Source organism: Micromonospora vinacea, assembly GCF_015751785.1.
In the GTDB taxonomy this organism is placed as follows: Bacteria; Actinomycetota; Actinomycetes; order Mycobacteriales; family Micromonosporaceae; genus Micromonospora; species Micromonospora vinacea.
In genome coordinates, this window is record NZ_JADOTY010000001.1 from 2,300,468 (window position 1) to 2,316,538 (window position 16,071).

General features: G+C 69.8%; 15 protein-coding genes. All 15 read left to right on the plus strand.

Features of this window, described 5'->3' with window-relative positions:
• Positions 1-91 precede the first annotated feature (91 nt).
• The 15 genes from IW249_RS11110 (at position 92) to nuoL (ending at position 16,027) form a co-directional block, all read left to right on the plus strand.
• A complete protein-coding gene (locus IW249_RS11110) occupies positions 92-802 on the plus strand; it encodes a demethylmenaquinone methyltransferase (protein ID WP_196920656.1) in 711 nt (236 codons plus the stop codon).
• 87 nt (positions 803-889) lie between these two features.
• On the plus strand, positions 890-1,114 hold the full coding sequence (locus IW249_RS11115) for a hypothetical protein (protein ID WP_196920657.1): 225 nt from the start codon (positions 890-892) through the stop codon (positions 1,112-1,114).
• Positions 1,115-1,253: 139 nt separating this feature from the next.
• Positions 1,254-2,531 (plus strand): geranylgeranyl reductase family protein, encoded by a 1,278-nt coding sequence (locus IW249_RS11120; RefSeq protein WP_196920658.1) that lies wholly within the window; start codon positions 1,254-1,256, stop codon positions 2,529-2,531.
• Between the two features lie 135 nt (positions 2,532-2,666).
• A complete protein-coding gene (locus IW249_RS11125) occupies positions 2,667-3,032 on the plus strand; it encodes an NADH-quinone oxidoreductase subunit A (protein ID WP_007454588.1) in 366 nt (121 codons plus the stop codon).
• 14 nt (positions 3,033-3,046) lie between these two features.
• Positions 3,047-3,724 (plus strand): NuoB/complex I 20 kDa subunit family protein, encoded by a 678-nt coding sequence (locus IW249_RS11130; protein WP_088986765.1) that lies wholly within the window; start codon positions 3,047-3,049, stop codon positions 3,722-3,724.
• A complete protein-coding gene (locus IW249_RS11135) occupies positions 3,721-4,458 on the plus strand; it encodes an NADH-quinone oxidoreductase subunit C (RefSeq protein ID WP_196920659.1) in 738 nt (245 codons plus the stop codon). The genes IW249_RS11130 and IW249_RS11135 overlap by 4 nt, the downstream gene beginning before the upstream one ends.
• On the plus strand, positions 4,455-5,780 hold the full coding sequence (locus IW249_RS11140; protein ID WP_196920660.1) for an NADH-quinone oxidoreductase subunit D: 1,326 nt from the start codon (positions 4,455-4,457) through the stop codon (positions 5,778-5,780). The genes IW249_RS11135 and IW249_RS11140 overlap by 4 nt, the downstream gene beginning before the upstream one ends.
• A gap of 52 nt (positions 5,781-5,832) precedes the next feature.
• Positions 5,833-7,032, plus strand: coding sequence for an NADH-quinone oxidoreductase subunit NuoE (nuoE, locus tag IW249_RS35205; RefSeq protein WP_196920661.1), 1,200 nt, complete (start codon positions 5,833-5,835; stop codon positions 7,030-7,032).
• Positions 7,029-8,345, plus strand: a complete 1,317-nt coding sequence (gene nuoF, locus IW249_RS11150; protein WP_196920662.1) for an NADH-quinone oxidoreductase subunit NuoF — start codon at positions 7,029-7,031, stop codon at positions 8,343-8,345. The genes nuoE and nuoF overlap by 4 nt, the downstream gene beginning before the upstream one ends.
• A 55-nt stretch (positions 8,346-8,400) precedes the next feature.
• The gene (locus IW249_RS11155) at positions 8,401-10,908 is read left to right on the plus strand and encodes an NADH-quinone oxidoreductase subunit G (RefSeq protein ID WP_196920663.1); all 2,508 of its coding nucleotides are present in this window, start codon (positions 8,401-8,403) and stop codon (positions 10,906-10,908) included.
• A 61-nt stretch (positions 10,909-10,969) separates the two neighbouring features.
• Complete coding sequence (gene nuoH, locus IW249_RS11160) at positions 10,970-12,322, plus strand: NADH-quinone oxidoreductase subunit NuoH (RefSeq protein ID WP_196920664.1); 1,353 nt, start codon at positions 10,970-10,972, stop codon at positions 12,320-12,322.
• A 1-nt stretch (position 12,323) separates the two neighbouring features.
• Entirely contained in the window at positions 12,324-12,965 is a 642-nt protein-coding gene (gene nuoI / locus IW249_RS11165) for an NADH-quinone oxidoreductase subunit NuoI (RefSeq protein WP_196920665.1), read from the plus strand.
• On the plus strand, positions 12,962-13,732 hold the full coding sequence (locus tag IW249_RS11170) for an NADH-quinone oxidoreductase subunit J (RefSeq protein ID WP_196920666.1): 771 nt from the start codon (positions 12,962-12,964) through the stop codon (positions 13,730-13,732). The genes nuoI and IW249_RS11170 overlap by 4 nt, the downstream gene beginning before the upstream one ends.
• Before the next feature lie 57 nt (positions 13,733-13,789).
• Positions 13,790-14,089 (plus strand): NADH-quinone oxidoreductase subunit NuoK, encoded by a 300-nt coding sequence (gene nuoK, locus IW249_RS11175; protein WP_030486270.1) that lies wholly within the window; start codon positions 13,790-13,792, stop codon positions 14,087-14,089.
• 12 nt (positions 14,090-14,101) lie between these two features.
• Positions 14,102-16,027 carry an NADH-quinone oxidoreductase subunit L gene (gene nuoL / locus IW249_RS11180; protein WP_196920667.1) on the plus strand — a complete coding sequence of 642 codons (1,926 nt, stop codon included), beginning with the start codon at positions 14,102-14,104 and terminating at the stop codon, positions 16,025-16,027.
• Positions 16,028-16,071: the final 44 nt, after the last annotated feature.

A 16,071-nucleotide genomic window follows, 5' to 3' on the forward strand; every position in this document is an offset into this window, starting at 1 on the left:
GGGGTGGGCGACCACCCCGCCCTTTCGCGTACGGGTGCGTGCCGTGCCACCCAGCGAGCGTCGGTTGGCGGGCGGCTGGCAGAGTGAAGGGGTGAGCCGTACCCCGCAGGGCCAGCGCGCCAGTCTGGACAAGCAGCCGCACGAGGTCGCCGCGATGTTCGACGGCGTGGCAGAGCGTTACGACCTGACCAACACGGTGATCTCGCTGGGCCAGGACCGCTCCTGGCGCCGGGCCACCCGGGCGGCGCTCGGGCTGCGGCCGGGCGAGCGGGTGCTGGACGTGGGCGCGGGCACCGGCGTCTCGACGCGCGAGCTGGCCCAGTCCGGGGCGTACGCGGTCGGGGTCGACCTGTCACTGGGCATGCTGCACACCGGTAAGCGGGCCCGGCCCGAGGTGCCGCTGCTGGCCGGAGACGCGCTGCGGCTGCCGTTCGCCGACGCCAGTTTCGACGCGGTGACCATCTCCTTCGCGTTGCGCAACGTCAACGACACCGACGCGGCGCTACGTGAGCTGGCCCGGGTGACCCGGCCGGGCGGCCGGCTGGTGGTCTGCGAGTTCAGCACCCCGGTCAACCCGGTCTTCCGGACGGTCTACCTGTCGTACCTGATGCGGTCGTTGCCGGCGGTGGCCCGCACGGTGTCGAGCAACCCCGAGGCGTACGTGTATCTCGCCGAGTCGGTTCGGGCCTGGCCGGCGCAGTCCGCGCTGGCCGGCCGGGTGGCCGCGGCCGGGTGGGGGCGCGTGGCGTGGCGCAACCTGACCGGTGGTGTGGTGGCCCTGCACCGGGGGATCCGCGAGTAGCGGACGGACCGCACCACCGGGCACGGACATTAGTCAGGTTTCGCTAATATCAGCTTTTAGTCCACTTTGCCCCGTACGCTCGATCGCATGACCGGAGCAGACCCGGCGGACCCGGTGGCCGCCACCGACGACGACGCGGCCGAACTCATCGCCCAGTTGCGCGAGTTGGCCGGGGCCGACCCGGTGGAGGTCCGGCAGGTGGTCGCCGAGGTGTTGGCGGCGCTGGACCGCGCGGCGGGCGGGGCGCTCCGGGAGCATCTGCCGGAGACGATCCGGGTCGACGCAGGCCTGGACGCCGCCAGCTCGACCTGACACCTGACTGCTGTGGACGGTGGTGGGCTGTCACATCGGCGAGTTAGGTACCCCTGATCCTGCGCTGGTATGACGCCGGTCATACACTCGTCCCGTCTGGCTTGTGAAGCATTTCACGAGCGTGCGGGAGGAGGCGCGAATGACCGCGGTGGAACACGACGCCGACGTCATTGTCGTGGGCGCCGGTCCCGGTGGATCAGCGACTGCGTACCACCTGGCCCGGCACGGCGTACGGGTGCTGTTGTTGGAGAAGACCGAGTTCCCCCGGGAGAAGGTCTGCGGCGACGGGCTGACCCCGCGCGCGGTGCGCCAGCTCATCCGGATGGGTGTGGACACCTCGCCCGAGGCCGGCTGGCTGCACAACCGCGGCCTGCGGGTCATCGGTGGTGGGGTGCGCCTCGAACTGGACTGGCCGGAGCTGGCCAGCTTCCCCAACTACGGTCTGGTGCGCACCCGACTGGACTTCGACGATCTGCTCGCCCAGCGGGCGGTGGCCGCCGGCGCGAAGCTGCGGACCAGCGTCAACGTCCTGGGCCCGGTGCTCGACGATGATGGCCGCGTCACCGGTGTCGAGGCGGAGGTCGGTCCGGGCAAGGAGCCCACCACCTTCCGCGCTCCGCTGGTCGTCGCGGCGGACGGCGTCTCCGGCCGCTTCCCGCTCGCGCTCGGGCTGGCCAAGCGGGAGGACCGGCCGATCGGCGTGGCCGTCCGCCGCTACTACCGCTCGCCGGCCAAGCACGAGGACAACTACCTGGAGTCCTGGCTGGAGCTGCGCAGCAAGGACAGCGGTGACAACCTGCTGCCCGGGTACGGCTGGATCTTCGGCCTCGGTGACGGGCGGGTCAACGTCGGCCTCGGCGTGCTCAACTCGTCCTCGGCGTTCGGCAAGACCAACTACCGCCGGCTGCTCACCGACTGGCTCGCCAACACCCCGGAAGACTGGGGGATGACCGACGAGACCAACGCCGACGGCCCGATCCTCGGCGCCGCGCTGCCGATGGGCTTCAACCGGGTGCCGCACTACACCCGTGGCGTGCTGCTGGTCGGTGACTCGGGCGGCATGGTCAACCCGTTCAACGGCGAAGGCATCGCGTACGCGATGGAGTCCGGCGAACTGGCCGCGGAGGCCATCGTCCAGGCCCTCGCCCGGCCGGCCGGCCCGGAGCGGGAGCGGGCGCTGATGGCGTACCCGAACGAGCTGAAGGCCCGACTCGGCGGTTACTACCGGTTGGGCGGCATCTTCGTGAAACTGATCGGCCGCCCGGAGATCATGCGGATCGCCACCAAACACGGCATGCCGCACCCGACGCTGATGCGTTTCGTCCTCAAGCTGTTGGCCAACCTGACCGACCCGCGTGGCGGGGATGCGATGGACCGGGTCATCAACGCGATGACGAAGGCAGCTCCAGCCGTATAAGTAGGACGGCATCGGTGCTGGTCACAGCCCCGATGCCGACAAAGATCGACCCCCGCCGACTGCCACTGCGAGGGACGTGAATAGTGTGATTTTCGTCAAGCACCGAGGGCAGGGAAGGACGAGCAGGAGAAAACGATGTCGCTCTCGCCTTACGCACCGATCATCGGGCTGTTCGCCCTCGCCGCGGCGTTCTCGCTGTTTTCCGTTGGCGCCGCCCGCTTCGCCGGTCCCCGTCGCTACAACAAGGCCAAACTCGAGGCTTACGAGTGCGGCATCGAGCCCAGCCCGCAGCCGGTCGGCGGCGGGCGGTTCCCGATCAAGTTCTACCTGACGGCGATGCTCTTCATCGTCTTCGACATCGAGATCATCTTCCTCTACCCCTGGGCGGTCTCGTTCGACGCTCTGCCGATCTTCGGCTTCGTGGAGATGGTCCTGTTCATCGTCGCGGTCTTCGTTGCGTACGCCTACGTGTGGCGGCGCGGCGGCCTGGACTGGGACTGAGGAAGGAACGTCAGATGGGCATCGAGGAGAAGCTTCCCGCCGGCGTCCTGCTCACCTCGGTGGAGAAGCTGGTCAACTGGTCTCGGAAGTCGTCCGTTTGGGGCGCCACCTTCGGCCTGGCCTGCTGCGCCATCGAGATGATGGCCGCCGGTGGTCCGCACTACGACATGGGCCGCTGGGGCATGGAGGTCTTCCGGGCGTCGCCCCGGCAGGCCGACCTGATGATCGTGGCCGGCCGGGTGAGTCAGAAGATGGCCCCGGTGCTGCGCCAGATCTACGACCAGATGGCCGAGCCGCGCTGGGTGCTCTCGATGGGCGTCTGCGCCAGCAGCGGCGGCATGTTCAACAACTACGCGATCGTGCAGGGCGTCGACCACGTCGTGCCGGTCGACATGTACCTCCCCGGCTGCCCGCCCCGGCCGGAGATGCTCATCGACGCGATCCTCAAGCTCCGCGAGAAGATCATGTACGAGCCGCTGGGCCCGAACGGTCGCAAGATGCTCGCTGCCCGCCAGGAGCGCGGTGACGTTCCGGTAGTGCCCTACGGCTCGATGCCCTCCTCGTACCGCAGCGACAAGGCGCGGCGCGCCGAGTGGACCCGGGCGGTCCGCGAGGGCCGCGAGGAGCAGCTGCGCATCGAGAACTGGATGAACGCTCAGAACCACCTCCACCCGCAGGTAGGCCCGAAATGACGTCACCCACGGACAAGCCAAACGACGGCGGGGTGCCGGTGCCGGTGGTGCCGGCCGGCGCCACCAGTGGTGCCCCCGCCGAGCTTCCGCCGGCCAGCCCGGCCGGTCGCGGGATGTTCGGCAACCAGGGCACCGGCGACGTGTCCGGTTACGGCGGCCTGGTCCGCCAGCGCCAGCCCATCGAGGAGGCTTCCCGCCCGTACGGGGGCTACTTCGACGAGGTCCGCGACGCGCTGGAGGAGGCGTACCCGGCCTTCGGTGACGCGATCGAGAAGGTAGTGGTCGACCGGGGTGAGCTGACCCTGCACGTACGCCCGGAGCGGATCGCCGAGGTCTGCCAGGTGATGCGGGACGACCTGGCGCTGCGGTTCGAGCTGTGCTCCTCGGTGTCCGGCGTGGACTACCTGGGCGCCGACGAACGCCGGCTGCACGTGGTCTACCTGCTCACCTCGATGACGTACCGGCGGCGGGTCCGGCTGGAGGCCGCGGTCTCCGTCGAGGCCCCGCACCTGCCCAGCGTGACCGCCGTCTACCCGACTGCGGACTGGCAGGAGCGCGAGGCGTACGACATGTTCGGCATCGTCTTCGACGGCCACCCCAGCCTGACCCGGATCCTGATGCCGGACGACTGGGAGGGCCACCCGCAGCGCAAGGACTACCCGCTCGGCGGCGTCCCCGTCGAGTACAAGGGCGCGGAGATCCAACCGCCGAACGAGCGGAGGTCGTACCAGTGACGACGTCGAACTACGCCAGCGAGCGCGAGACCGACGAGGGCCGGGTCTTCACCGTCACCGGTGGGGACTGGGACACGATCGTCGCGGGCACCGACCCGATCAACGACGAGCGGATCGTGGTCAACATGGGTCCGCAGCACCCGTCCACGCACGGGGTGCTGCGGCTGATCCTGGAGCTGGAGGGCGAGACGGTCCGTGAGGCCCGCTCGGTCGTCGGCTACCTGCACACCGGCATCGAGAAGAACCTCGAATACCGCAACTGGGTCCAGGGTTCGACGTTCGTGACCCGGATGGACTACCTCGCCCCGATCTTCAACGAGACGGCGTACGCGCTCGCGGTCGAGAAGCTGCTCGGCATCACCGACGACATCACCGAGCGGGCCACCACGATCCGCGTGCTGATGATGGAGCTCAACCGGATCTCGTCGCACCTGGTCTGGCTGGCCACCACCGGCATGGAGCTGGGCGCGATCTCGATCATGCTGTACGGCTTCCGCGAGCGGGAGTACATCCTCGACATCTTCGAGACCATCACCGGTCTGCGGATGAACCACGCGTACGTCCGGCCGGGCGGTGTGGCGCAGGACGTGCCGGACGACGCGATCGTCAAGATCCGCGAGTTCCTCAAGATGATGCCGAAGAAGCTCAAGGAGTACGAGGACCTTCTCTCCGGCCAGCCGATCTGGACCGAGCGGACGAAGAACGTCGCGGTGCTGGACGTCACCGGCTGCGTGGCCCTCGGCATCACCGGCCCGGTGCTGCGCTCCGCCGGCCTCGCCTGGGACCTGCGCAAGACCATGCCGTACTGCGGCTACGAGACGTACGAGTTCGACGTGCCGACCCACCCCGACGGTGACGTGTGGGGCCGCTACCAGGTCCGGCTCGCCGAGATCCGGGAGTCGATGAAGCTTGTCGAGCAGGCACTGGACCGGCTCCGGCCGGGCCCGGTGATGGTCGCCGACCGCAAGATCGCCTGGCCGGCGCAGCTGGCCATCGGCGTGGACGGCATGGGCAACTCGCTGGAGCACGTCGCGAAGATCATGGGTCAGTCGATGGAGTCGCTGATCCACCACTTCAAGCTGGTGACCGAGGGCTTCCGGGTCCCGCCCGGCCAGGTGTACGTCGCCATCGAGGCGCCCCGCGGCGAGTTGGGCGTCCACGCGGTCTCCGACGGCGGCACCCGGCCCTACCGGGTGCACTACCGGGAGCCGAGCTTCGTCAACCTGCAGGCCCTCCCGGCGATGGCCGAGGGCGGCCTGATCGCCGACGTGATCGCCGGCGGCGCCTCGTTGGACCCGGTGATGGGCGGGTGTGACAGGTGAGTGCGAGGAGTGAGCTTGCGAGCCCCGCAGTCGCGAACGGAAGGCGGCTCTGATGACGACGACTTTCACTGACGAGACCCGGGAGCGGGCGCGCGAGATCATCGCCCGTTACCCGGCGGACCGGTCCCGCTCGGCGTTGCTGCCGCTGCTGCACCTGGTGCAGGCCGAAGAGGGGTACGTCTCCCCGGCCGGGGTGGCCTTCTGCGCGGAGGTGCTGGGGCTGAACAAGGCCCAGGTCGGCGCGGTGGCCACCTTCTACACGATGTACAAGCGCAAGCCGACCGGTGACTTCCTGGTCAGCGTCTGCACCAACACGATGTGCAACGTGCTCGGTGGCCAGGAGGTCTACGACACCCTCGCCGAGCACCTGGGCGTCGGGCACGACGAGACCACAGCGGACGGCACGATCACGCTGGAGCACGCCGAGTGCCTGGCGGCGTGCGACTACGGCCCGGTGATGACCGTCAACTACGACTTCTTCGACGGCGTGGACGCCTCCACCGCTGTCGGTGTGGTCGACGAGCTGCGGGCCGGTGGCCGGCCGATGCCGACCCGCGGCGCCCGGCTCTGCACCCTCAAGGAGATGGCGGTGCAGCTCGCCGGTTTCGCCGACGAGCGTGACGGCGCGGTCGCCGACGGCGGGCCGGGCGAGCCCACCCTGCGCGGGCTGCGACTGGCCCAGCAGCACGGCGTCTCCGTGCCGGGCTTCGACCCGAACACCCCGATCCGCAGCAAGGCCGAGGCCGACAAGGCCGCCGCCGAGGCGAAGGCGAAGGCGGAGGCCGCCAAGCCGGCACCCGTCGAGGCCAGTGCGGCGCCGGTCAAGGGTGGCGACGGGGCGTCCGCCCCGACGGGGGCGGCCGGGGTCGCCGAGCCGGCGAAGCCGGCAGACGCCACCGGGCCGGCGAAGCCGGCAGACGCCACCGGCAGCACCACGCGGGACGTCAAGGCACCGGACGACAAGTCGCCGCAGGTGCGTACCGCCGAGACCCGGCAGCCGGACGCGGGCACCGCAGTGCCGGACGCCCCCGGCACCAAGGTCCCGACGGACGGCACCGGCACCGCGCCCGAGGCTGGCGACGCGCGGGCGGCCGAGGCCGCCGGCGTGGCGGCCAACGCGCCGGCCGGCGACGGCAAGCCCGCCGGCGACGAGGCCGGGGCGCAGGAGCGCAACCTCACCGAAGCGAAGGCTGGGACGGACGCCGACGGCGCCGGACCGGCGGACGCGAACGAAACGGGGGCCCAGAAGTGACCACTCCCCGCCCGGAGACGCTGGCCAAGCTGACGCCGGTGCTGACCAAGCGCTGGCTGTCGCCGGACGCCTGGCAGATCGGCACGTACGAGCAGCTGGACGGCTACGCCGCGCTGCGCAAGGCGCTCAAGGCCCACCCGGACGACCTGATCCAGCTCATCAAGGACTCCGGGCTGCGGGGCCGAGGTGGCGCAGGCTTCCCCACCGGCCTCAAGTGGGGCTTCATCCCGCAGGGCGACGGTAAGCCGCACTACCTGGTGGTCAACGCCGACGAGGGCGAGCCGGGCACCTGCAAGGACCTGCCGCTGATGACCCACGACCCGCACGCGCTGGTCGAGGGCGTGATCATCGCGTCGTACGCGATCCGGGCCGCCCGCGCCTACATCTACATCCGGGGCGAGGCGGTGCACGCCGCGCGCAGGCTGCGCAACGCGGTCCAGGAGGCGTACGACAAGGGTTACCTGGGCCGGAACATCCTGCGCAGCGGCTACGACCTGGAGCTGGTGGTGCACTCCGGCGCCGGGGCGTACATCTGCGGCGAGGAGACGGCGCTGCTGGACTCGCTGGAGGGGTTCCGGGGTCAGCCCCGGCTGCGCCCGCCGTTCCCGGCCACCCACGGCCTGTACGCGAGCCCGACTGTGGTGAACAACGTCGGCACCATCGCCAGCGTGCCGCCGATCGTGCTCGGTGGGGCCGACTGGTGGAAGAGCATGGGCACCGAGAAGTCCTCCGGGCCGATGATCTACTCGCTCTCCGGCCGGGTCGCCAACCCGGGCCAGTACGAGTGCTCGATGGGTGTCACGCTGCGCGAGCTGTTGGAGCTGGCCGGTGGCATGCAGCCCGGCCACAACCTGCGGTTCTGGACCCCGGGCGGCTCGTCCACCCCGCTGCTCGCCGCCGAGCACCTGGACGTGCCACTGGACTTCGAGGGGGTGGCGGCGGCCGGCTCGATCCTCGGCACCACTGCCACCCAGATCTTCTCCGACCAGGACTGCCCGGTCTACGCGACGTACCGGTGGCTGGAGTTCTACCACCACGAGTCGTGCGGCAAGTGCACCCCGTGCCGTGAGGGCAACTACTGGATGGTCCGGGTCTACCGGCGGATCCTCGCCGGTCAGGGCACCCACGAAGACCTGGACACCCTGCTGGACACCTGCGACAACATCCTCGGCCGCTCGTTCTGCGGCCTGGGTGACGGCGCGACCAGCTCGGTGACCTCCTCGCTGCAGTACTTCAAGCAGGACTACCTCGACTACATCGAGGGACGTACCGCGCCGAAGCTGTCGGACAAGCAGTTGGTGGGAGCGCACTGATGAGCGCGAGGAACGAGCTTGCGAGTCCCGCAGTCGCGAATGGAGGGCGGCTCTGATGACTGACGTCGTAAAGGCCCCCGAGACCGTCACCCTCACCATCGACGGCGTCGAGGTCACCGCCCCCAAGGGGACGCTGCTGATCCGGGTCGCCGAGCAGATGGGCACCGAGATCCCCCGGTTCTGCGACCACCCGCTGCTGGCCCCGGCCGGCGCCTGCCGGCAGTGCCTGGTCGAGGTGGAGGGGCAGCGCAAGCCGGTGGCCTCCTGCACCCAGACCGTCGCCGACGGCATGGTCGTGCGGACCCAGATCACCTCCCCGGTGGCCAAGAAGGCGCAGGAGGGGGTGATGGAGCTGCTGCTGCTCAACCACCCGCTGGACTGCCCGATGTGTGACAAGGGCGGCGAGTGCCCGCTCCAGAACCAGGCAATGTCCACCGGCCGCACCGACTCGCGCTTCCACGAGCACAAGCGGGAGTACGAGAAGCCGATGGCGATCAGCAGCCAGGTGCTGCTGGACCGCGAGCGTTGTGTCCTCTGCCAGCGGTGCACCCGGTTCTCCGAGGAGATCGCCGGCGACAAGTTCATCGACCTGATGGGCCGGTCGTCCGCCGAGGAAATCAACATCTACCGGGACGACGCGTACGGCGAGGAGGGCGACGCCGGCGACGTTCCGTTCAACTCCTACTTCTCCGGCAACACCGTCCAGATCTGCCCGGTGGGCGCGCTGACCGGTGCCCAGTACCGCTTCCGCGCCCGCCCGTTCGACCTGGTCTCCAGCCCGAGCGTCTGCGAGCACTGCTCGGCGGGCTGCGGGCAGCGCACCGACTGGCGGCGTGGCAAGGTGCTGCGCCGGCTGGCCGGCGACGAGCCCGCGGTGAACGAGGAGTGGAACTGCGACAAGGGCCGCTGGGGCTTCCAGTACACCCGCGCCGCCGACCGGCTGACCACTCCGCTGGTCCGCGACGAGCACACCGGTGAGCTGCGCGAGGCGTCCTGGAGCGAGGCGCTCACCGTCGCCGCCGAAGGGCTGCACATCGCGCGGGAGAGCGGGCAGGGCACGGCGGTGCTCACCGGCGGTCGGCTGACCGTCGAGGACGCGTACGCGTACGCCAAGTTCGCCCGGGTCGCGTTGAACACCAACGACATCGACTTCCGGGCCCGGCCGGTCTCCCGCGAGGAGGCCGACTTCCTGGCCAGCTCGGTCGCCGGGGTCACCGACGTCACCTACACCGACGTGGAGAACGCGCCGGCGGTGGTGCTGGTCGGCCTGGAGCCCGAGGAGGAGTGCCCGATCCTCTTCCTGCGCCTGCGCAAGGCGTACCTGAAGAAGACCCTGACGGTGTACGCGCTGGCGCCCTTCGCCACCCGCGGCCTGGAGAAGCTCGGTGCCAAGCTGGCCCGGGTGGTTCCGGGCGAGGAGGCCAGCGTGCTCGCCGAGCACGCCACTGTCAGCGAGGCGCTGAGCGCACCGGGCGCGATCCTGATCGTCGGTGAGCGGTTGGCCTCCGTGCCGGGTGGGCTCTCCGCCGCGGCCGACGTGGCCCGGCGTACCGGCGCGAAGTTGGCCTGGGTGCCGCGGCGCGCGGGTGACCGCGGCGCTGTCGACGCGGGTTGCCTGCCCAACCTGCTCCCCGGTGGACGGCTGGTCACCGAGCCGGCCGCCCGGGCCGAGCTGGGTGAGGCGTGGGACATCCCGGCCGGGGTGATTCCGAGCCAGGCCGGCCGGGACACCGACGGCATCCTGAGCGCGGCCGCCAACGGGCAGCTCGGCGCGCTTGTCGTCGGCGGTGTCGACCCGGCCGACCTGGCCGACCCGCGACTGGCGGAGGCCGCCCTGGACGCGGTGCCGTTCCTGGTCAGCCTCGAACTGCGCGCCAGCGCGGTGACCCGGCGCGCGAACGTGGTGCTGCCTGTCGCCCCGGTGGCCGAGAAGGCCGGCAGCTTCCTGGACTGGGAGGGTCGGCTGCGCCCGTTCGAGGCGGTGCTGAACACCGCCGCGATGACCGACGGCCGGGTGCTCGACGCACTGGCAGCGCTGCTCGACGTGCGCCTCGGCACTGCCGACGTGCTGAGCGTGCGTCGCGAGCTGGCCACGCTGCCGGCGACGCGGATGTCCCGACCGACCGCGCCGTCGGTAGCGCCGGGCCGGGTGCCGGAGCCGAAGGCCGGGGAGGCCGTGCTGGCTACCTGGCACCAGCTGGTGGACCTCGGCACCCTGACCGAGGGCGACGAGAACCTCGCCGGAACCGCCCGTCCGCCGGTGGTCCGGCTGGGTAAGGGCACCGCCGAGGCGCTCGGTGTGGTCGACGGTGACGCGGTCACTGTCGGCACCGACCGGGGGGCGCTGACCCTGCCGGCGGAACTCACCGAGATGCCGGACGGCGTGGTCTGGCTGCCGACCAACTCACCCGGCTCGACAGTGCGGCGCAGCCTCGGGGCGACGTCCGGCGCGGTCGTCCGGATCTCCGTCCCCGCAACGGGTACGGCCATCCCGGCCGGACGTGTGGCGGCCGACGAGACCGGTCTCCCGGGTCCGCTCCTCAACTCCGGGGGTAACCAGTGAGTGCGAGGAGTGAACGAGCGCAGCGAGTGAGCCCCGCAGTCGCGAACGAAAGGTGGGCACAGTGAGTCCCTCCTACCTCGCCCAGGATCCGACGCTTGCCGACTTCGGTCGGGATCCGTGGTGGCTGGTCCTCGGCAAGATTGTCTTCGCGTTCGCCTTCGGCCTGCTGGCCACCCTGCTCGGCGTCTGGTTCGAACGGCGCGTGGTCGGCTACATGCAGGTGCGGCCAGGCCCCAACCAGGTCGGCCCGTTCGGCCTGCTGCAGACCCTCGCCGACGGCCTGAAGATGGCCTTCAAGGAGGACATCCTGCCGAAGGCGGCCGACAAGGTCGTCTACTTCTTCGCCCCGACCATCTCGGTGATCTGCGCGGTCACCGCCCTGTCGGTGGTGCCGTTCGGCCCGATGGTGAGCATCTTCGGTCACCACACGCCGTTGCAGGTCACCGATGTGCCGGTGGCGGTGCTGCTGCTGCTCGCCTGCTCCTCGATGGGCGTCTACGGCATCGTGCTGGGTGGCTGGGCCTCCGGCTCGACGTACCCGCTGCTGGGTGGTCTACGGTCGAGCGCCCAGATGATCTCCTACGAGGTCGCCATGGGGCTCAGCATCGTGGCGGTCTTCATGACCGCCGGCACGATGAGCACCAGCGGGATCGTCGCCGCTCAGGGCGACGGCACCCAGCTGACCGTCTTCGGCCAGACCATCCCGGCCCCGGGCTGGTACGCGATCCTGCTGCTGCCGAGCTTCATCATCTTCTTCATCGCCACCGTGGGTGAGACCAACCGGGCGCCGTTCGACCTCCCCGAGGCCGAGTCCGAGCTGGTCGCCGGCTTCATGACCGAGTACAGCTCGCTGAAGTTCGCGCTCTTCATGCTCAGCGAGTACGTCGCGATGGTGACCATGTCCGCTGTCACCACCACGCTGTTCCTGGGCGGTTGGCGGGCGCCCTGGCCGATCACCATCTGGGAGGGCGCCAACTCCGGTTGGTGGCCGATGCTCTGGTTCTTCGGCAAGGTGATCGCGCTGGTCTTCGTCTTCGTGTGGCTGCGCGGCACGCTGCCCCGGCTGCGGTACGACCAGTTCATGCGGCTCGGCTGGAAGGTGCTGCTGCCGATCAACCTGGTCTGGATCCTGGTCCTGTCGGGCCTGCGCTCCATCGAGGACTGGGACACCCGCGGCAAGGTGATCGCCGTCGGGATTCCGGCCGGCATCCTGCTGATCGCCACGATCTTCTGGCCCAGCCGGAAGCCGAAGCCGAAGCCGACGACGCAGGAACAGGTCGACAACCGGCCGCACGGGAGCTTCCCGCTGCCGCCGATGGATCTTCAGGTACCACCGAGCCCGCGTATCACGCGCGTGGTCGCCGAGCGGGAGCCGGCCAACATCGTTGCCGGCTCGGACTCCAGGGAGGTGTGACGTGGGCGCGATCACCGGAACGTTCAAGGGATTCGGTGTCACCTTCTCGCACATGTTCAGGAAGGTCGTCACCACCGACTATCCGTTCAAGCCGCCGGTGTCGGCGCCGCGCTACCACGGGCGGCACATCCTCAACCGGCACCCGGACGGCCTGGAGAAGTGCATCGGCTGCGAGCTGTGCGCCTGGGCCTGCCCGGCGGACGCGATCTACGTCGAGGGTGGCGACAACACCGACGAGCAGCGCTTCTCGCCGGGTGAGCGGTACGCCAGCATCTACCAGATCAACTACGCCCGGTGCATCTTCTGCGGGCTGTGCATCGAGGCCTGCCCGACCCGGTCGCTCACCATGAGCAACGAGTACGAGCTGGCCCGGGACAACCGGCAGGACCTGATCTTCACCAAGGAGCAGCTGCTCGCGCCGTTGCTCGAGGGCATGGAGCAGCCGCCGCACCCGATGCGGCTGGGCGACAGCGAGAAGGACTACTACGTCGGCGCGCTGGACAACCCGGGCACCTCCGCCGGTGCGGAGACGTCCCCGATGGGCCCCGGCCGCTACCAGGTCGAGGAGCACCCCGGCGTGACGTTCCCGGGCGCCGAGCAGGCCGCCCAGCGCGTCGCGGCCGGCAAGGGAGAGAAAGCATGACCACGTCTACGGTGCTGGCCGCGGCGGGTGGGGTGTCCGGCGGCGAGGAGGTCACCTTCTGGATCCTCGGGCCGCTCGCGCTCGTCGGCGCGATCGGGATGGTGGCCGCGCGCAACGCTGTGCACTCCGCGCTCTGGCTGGTGCTCACCATGCTCTGCCTGGGCGTGTTCTACGTGCTCCAGGCCGGGCCGTTCATCGGCATGGTGCAGATCATCGTCTACACCGGCGCGATCATGATGCTCTTCCTCTTCGTGCTGATGCTTGTCGGCCGGGACTCCACCGACTCGCTGATCGAGACGTTGCGTGGCCAGCGGGTCGCCGCGATCGTGCTGGGGCTGGGCTTCGCCGGCCTGGTCGGCGGCGCGCTCTACCGGGCGCTGCAGGGGACGACCGCTGTCGGCCTGGAGCAGGCCAACGCGGAGGGCAACGTGCAGGGCATCGCCCGACTGCTCTTCACCAAGTACGTCTTCGCGTTCGAGCTGACCTCGGCGCTGCTGATCACCGCGGCGGTCGGTGCCATGGTGCTCGCGCACATCGAGCGCCGCAAGGAGGACAAGGTCGACCAGGTGTCGACGATGAAGGCCCGTTTCGCGCCGGGTAACTACCCCGGCCCCAAGCCGGGCCCCGGCGTCTTCGCGACCTCGTCCTCGGTGGCCACCCCGGCCCGACTGCCGGACGGCCGGCTCTCCGAGCGGAGCACGCCGGACATCCTGCCGGTGCGGGAGTTGACCGCGCAGGAGACCACGCTGAAAGGTACGGACCGGTGAGCGCGAGGAGTGCAGCGAAGCGGAGCCCCGCAGTCGCGAACGAAAGCGAGTTCAGCCATGACGCCTGACTACTACCTGGTGCTCGCGGCGGTGCTGTTCACCATCGGCGCCGCCGGGGTGCTCGTCCGGCGCAACGCGATCGTGCTGTTCATGTGCGTGGAGCTGATGCTCAACGCGGCCAACCTGACGCTGGTCACCTTCAGCCGGATCAACGGTGACCTCAACGGCCAGATCATGGCGTTCTTCGTGATGGTGGTGGCGGCGGCCGAGGTCGTGGTCGGGCTCGCGATCATCATGTCCATCTTCCGGACGCGACGCTCGGCGAGTGTCGACGACGCCAACCTGCTCAAGTACTAGAGGGGTCCACCGGTGGAAGAGACTGTGGAATACGCCCAGGCCACGGGGCTGCTTGGGGGCGTCTGGCTGCTGGTGGCGATCCCGCTGGTCAGCGCGGCCATCCTGCTGCTGCTCGGCCGCCGGGCCGACCGCTGGGGGCACTGGTTGGGCGTCGCCGCCATCGGCGCCGCGTTCGTACTCGGCCTGAGCTTCTTCTTCCAGCTGCGTGGCCTGGAGAACAAGTCGGTCGAGCTGAGCCTCTGGGACTTCATCGCGGTCGGTGATCTGCGCGTCGGCTTCGGCCTGCTCTTCGACCCGCTGGCCGCGGTCTTCGTACTGCTGATCACCGGGGTGGGTTTCCTGATCCACCTGTACGCGGTGGAGTACATGTCGCACGACGCCGGCCGTCGTCGGTTCTTCGCGTACTTCAACCTGTTCGTCGCGGCGATGCTGCTGCTGGTGCTCGGCAACAACTACGTGATGCTGTACTTCGGCTGGGAGGGCGTCGGTCTGGCGTCGTACCTGCTGATCTCCTTCTGGACCGAGCGGCCGAGCGCGGCCACCGCCGGCAAGAAGGCGTTCCTGATGAACCGGGTCGGCGACGCCGGCCTGGCCATCGGCATCTTCATCATGTTCGCCACCCTGGGCACCACCCAGTACGACGAGGTGTTCAACGGTGTCGGCGCGCTGACCGGCACCACGGTGCTGGTCCTCGGCCTGTTGCTGCTGCTCGGCGCGGCCGGCAAGTCCGGTCAGTTCCCGCTCCAGGCGTGGTTGCCGGACGCGATGGAGGGCCCGACCCCGGTGTCGGCGCTCATCCACGCCGCCACGATGGTCACCGCGGGCGTCTACCTGATCGCCCGGTCCAACCCGATCTTCTCGGCCAACTCGACGCTGCAACTCGTTGTGGTCAGCGTCGGCGCGCTCACCCTGCTGATCGGCTGCATCATCGGTGCGGCCAAGGACGACATCAAGCGGGTGCTCGCCTGGTCGACGGTGAGCCAGATCGGCTACATGTTCCTCGGTGTGGGCCTCGGCGGCGCGGCGTACGCGCTGGCCATCGTGCACCTGCTGGCGCACGGCTTCTTCAAGGCCAACATGTTCCTGGGCGCCGGTTCGGTCATGCACGGGATGAAGGACCAGGTCGACATCCGCCGCTTCGGTGGGCTTTCCAAGTACATGAAGATCACCTGGTTGACCTTCATGATGGGCTGGCTGGCCATCATCGGCATGTTCCCGTTCTCCGGCTTCTTCTCCAAGGAGCCGATCATCGTGGCCGCCTTCGAGCGGGACGACTGGACCGCCTGGCTCTTCGGCGGGGCGGCGCTGCTCGGCGCCGGGCTGACCGCGTTCTACATGACGCGGCTGTTCGTGCTCACCTTCCACGGCCCGCAGCGGTGGACCGAGGACATCGAGCACCCGCACGAGTCGCCGAAGCTGATGACCATTCCGCTGATCCTCCTGGCGGTCGGGTCGGTCGGTGCCGGCTTCCTGCTCGCCACGTCCGTTCCGGACTGGCTGACGGAGACTGCCGGGCTGGGCGGCGAGCACGCCGAGCACGAGGCGGTCCTCTCGCACGCCGTGATCACCACGCTGTCGCTGCTGGTCACCGTGCTCGGCGCCGGGCTCGCCTGGTTCCTGTTCCGGGCCGGTACGGCCACCGCGCCGCAGCCGGCCGGGGTGCTGGTCACCGCCGCCCGCCGCAACCTCTACACCGACACGGTCAACGAGGCGGTCTTCGAGAAGCCGGGCATCTTCCTCACCCGGGCGCTGGTGTACCTCGACAACCGGGGCATCGACGGGCTCGTCAACGGGCTCGCCGCAGCGGTCGGCGGGGGCTCGGGTCGCCTCCGCCGGATGCAGACCGGCTTTGTCCGCTCGTACGCCACCTCGATCCTGGCCGGTGCGCTGCTGGTGATGGCGGCGTTCCTGGCGGTGCAGGCGGGGTGGTTGGCGTGATCGACCTCTTTCCGGCCGCCCCCGCCGGCGGACCACGCAGTGAC

Coding starts and splice junctions, on each gene's coding strand:
- IW249_RS11115 (WP_196920657.1), top strand. CDS start 890: ATGACCGGAGCAGACCCGGCGGACCCGGTGGCCGCCACCGACGACGAC.
- IW249_RS11120 (WP_196920658.1), top strand. CDS start 1,254: ATGACCGCGGTGGAACACGACGCCGACGTCATTGTCGTGGGCGCCGGT.
- IW249_RS11125 (WP_007454588.1), top strand. CDS start 2,667: ATGTCGCTCTCGCCTTACGCACCGATCATCGGGCTGTTCGCCCTCGCC.
- IW249_RS11130 (WP_088986765.1), top strand. CDS start 3,047: ATGGGCATCGAGGAGAAGCTTCCCGCCGGCGTCCTGCTCACCTCGGTG.
- IW249_RS11135 (WP_196920659.1), top strand. CDS start 3,721: ATGACGTCACCCACGGACAAGCCAAACGACGGCGGGGTGCCGGTGCCG.
- nuoE (WP_196920661.1), top strand. CDS start 5,833: ATGACGACGACTTTCACTGACGAGACCCGGGAGCGGGCGCGCGAGATC.
- IW249_RS11155 (WP_196920663.1), top strand. CDS start 8,401: ATGACTGACGTCGTAAAGGCCCCCGAGACCGTCACCCTCACCATCGAC.
- IW249_RS11170 (WP_196920666.1), top strand. CDS start 12,962: ATGACCACGTCTACGGTGCTGGCCGCGGCGGGTGGGGTGTCCGGCGGC.
- nuoK (WP_030486270.1), top strand. CDS start 13,790: ATGACGCCTGACTACTACCTGGTGCTCGCGGCGGTGCTGTTCACCATC.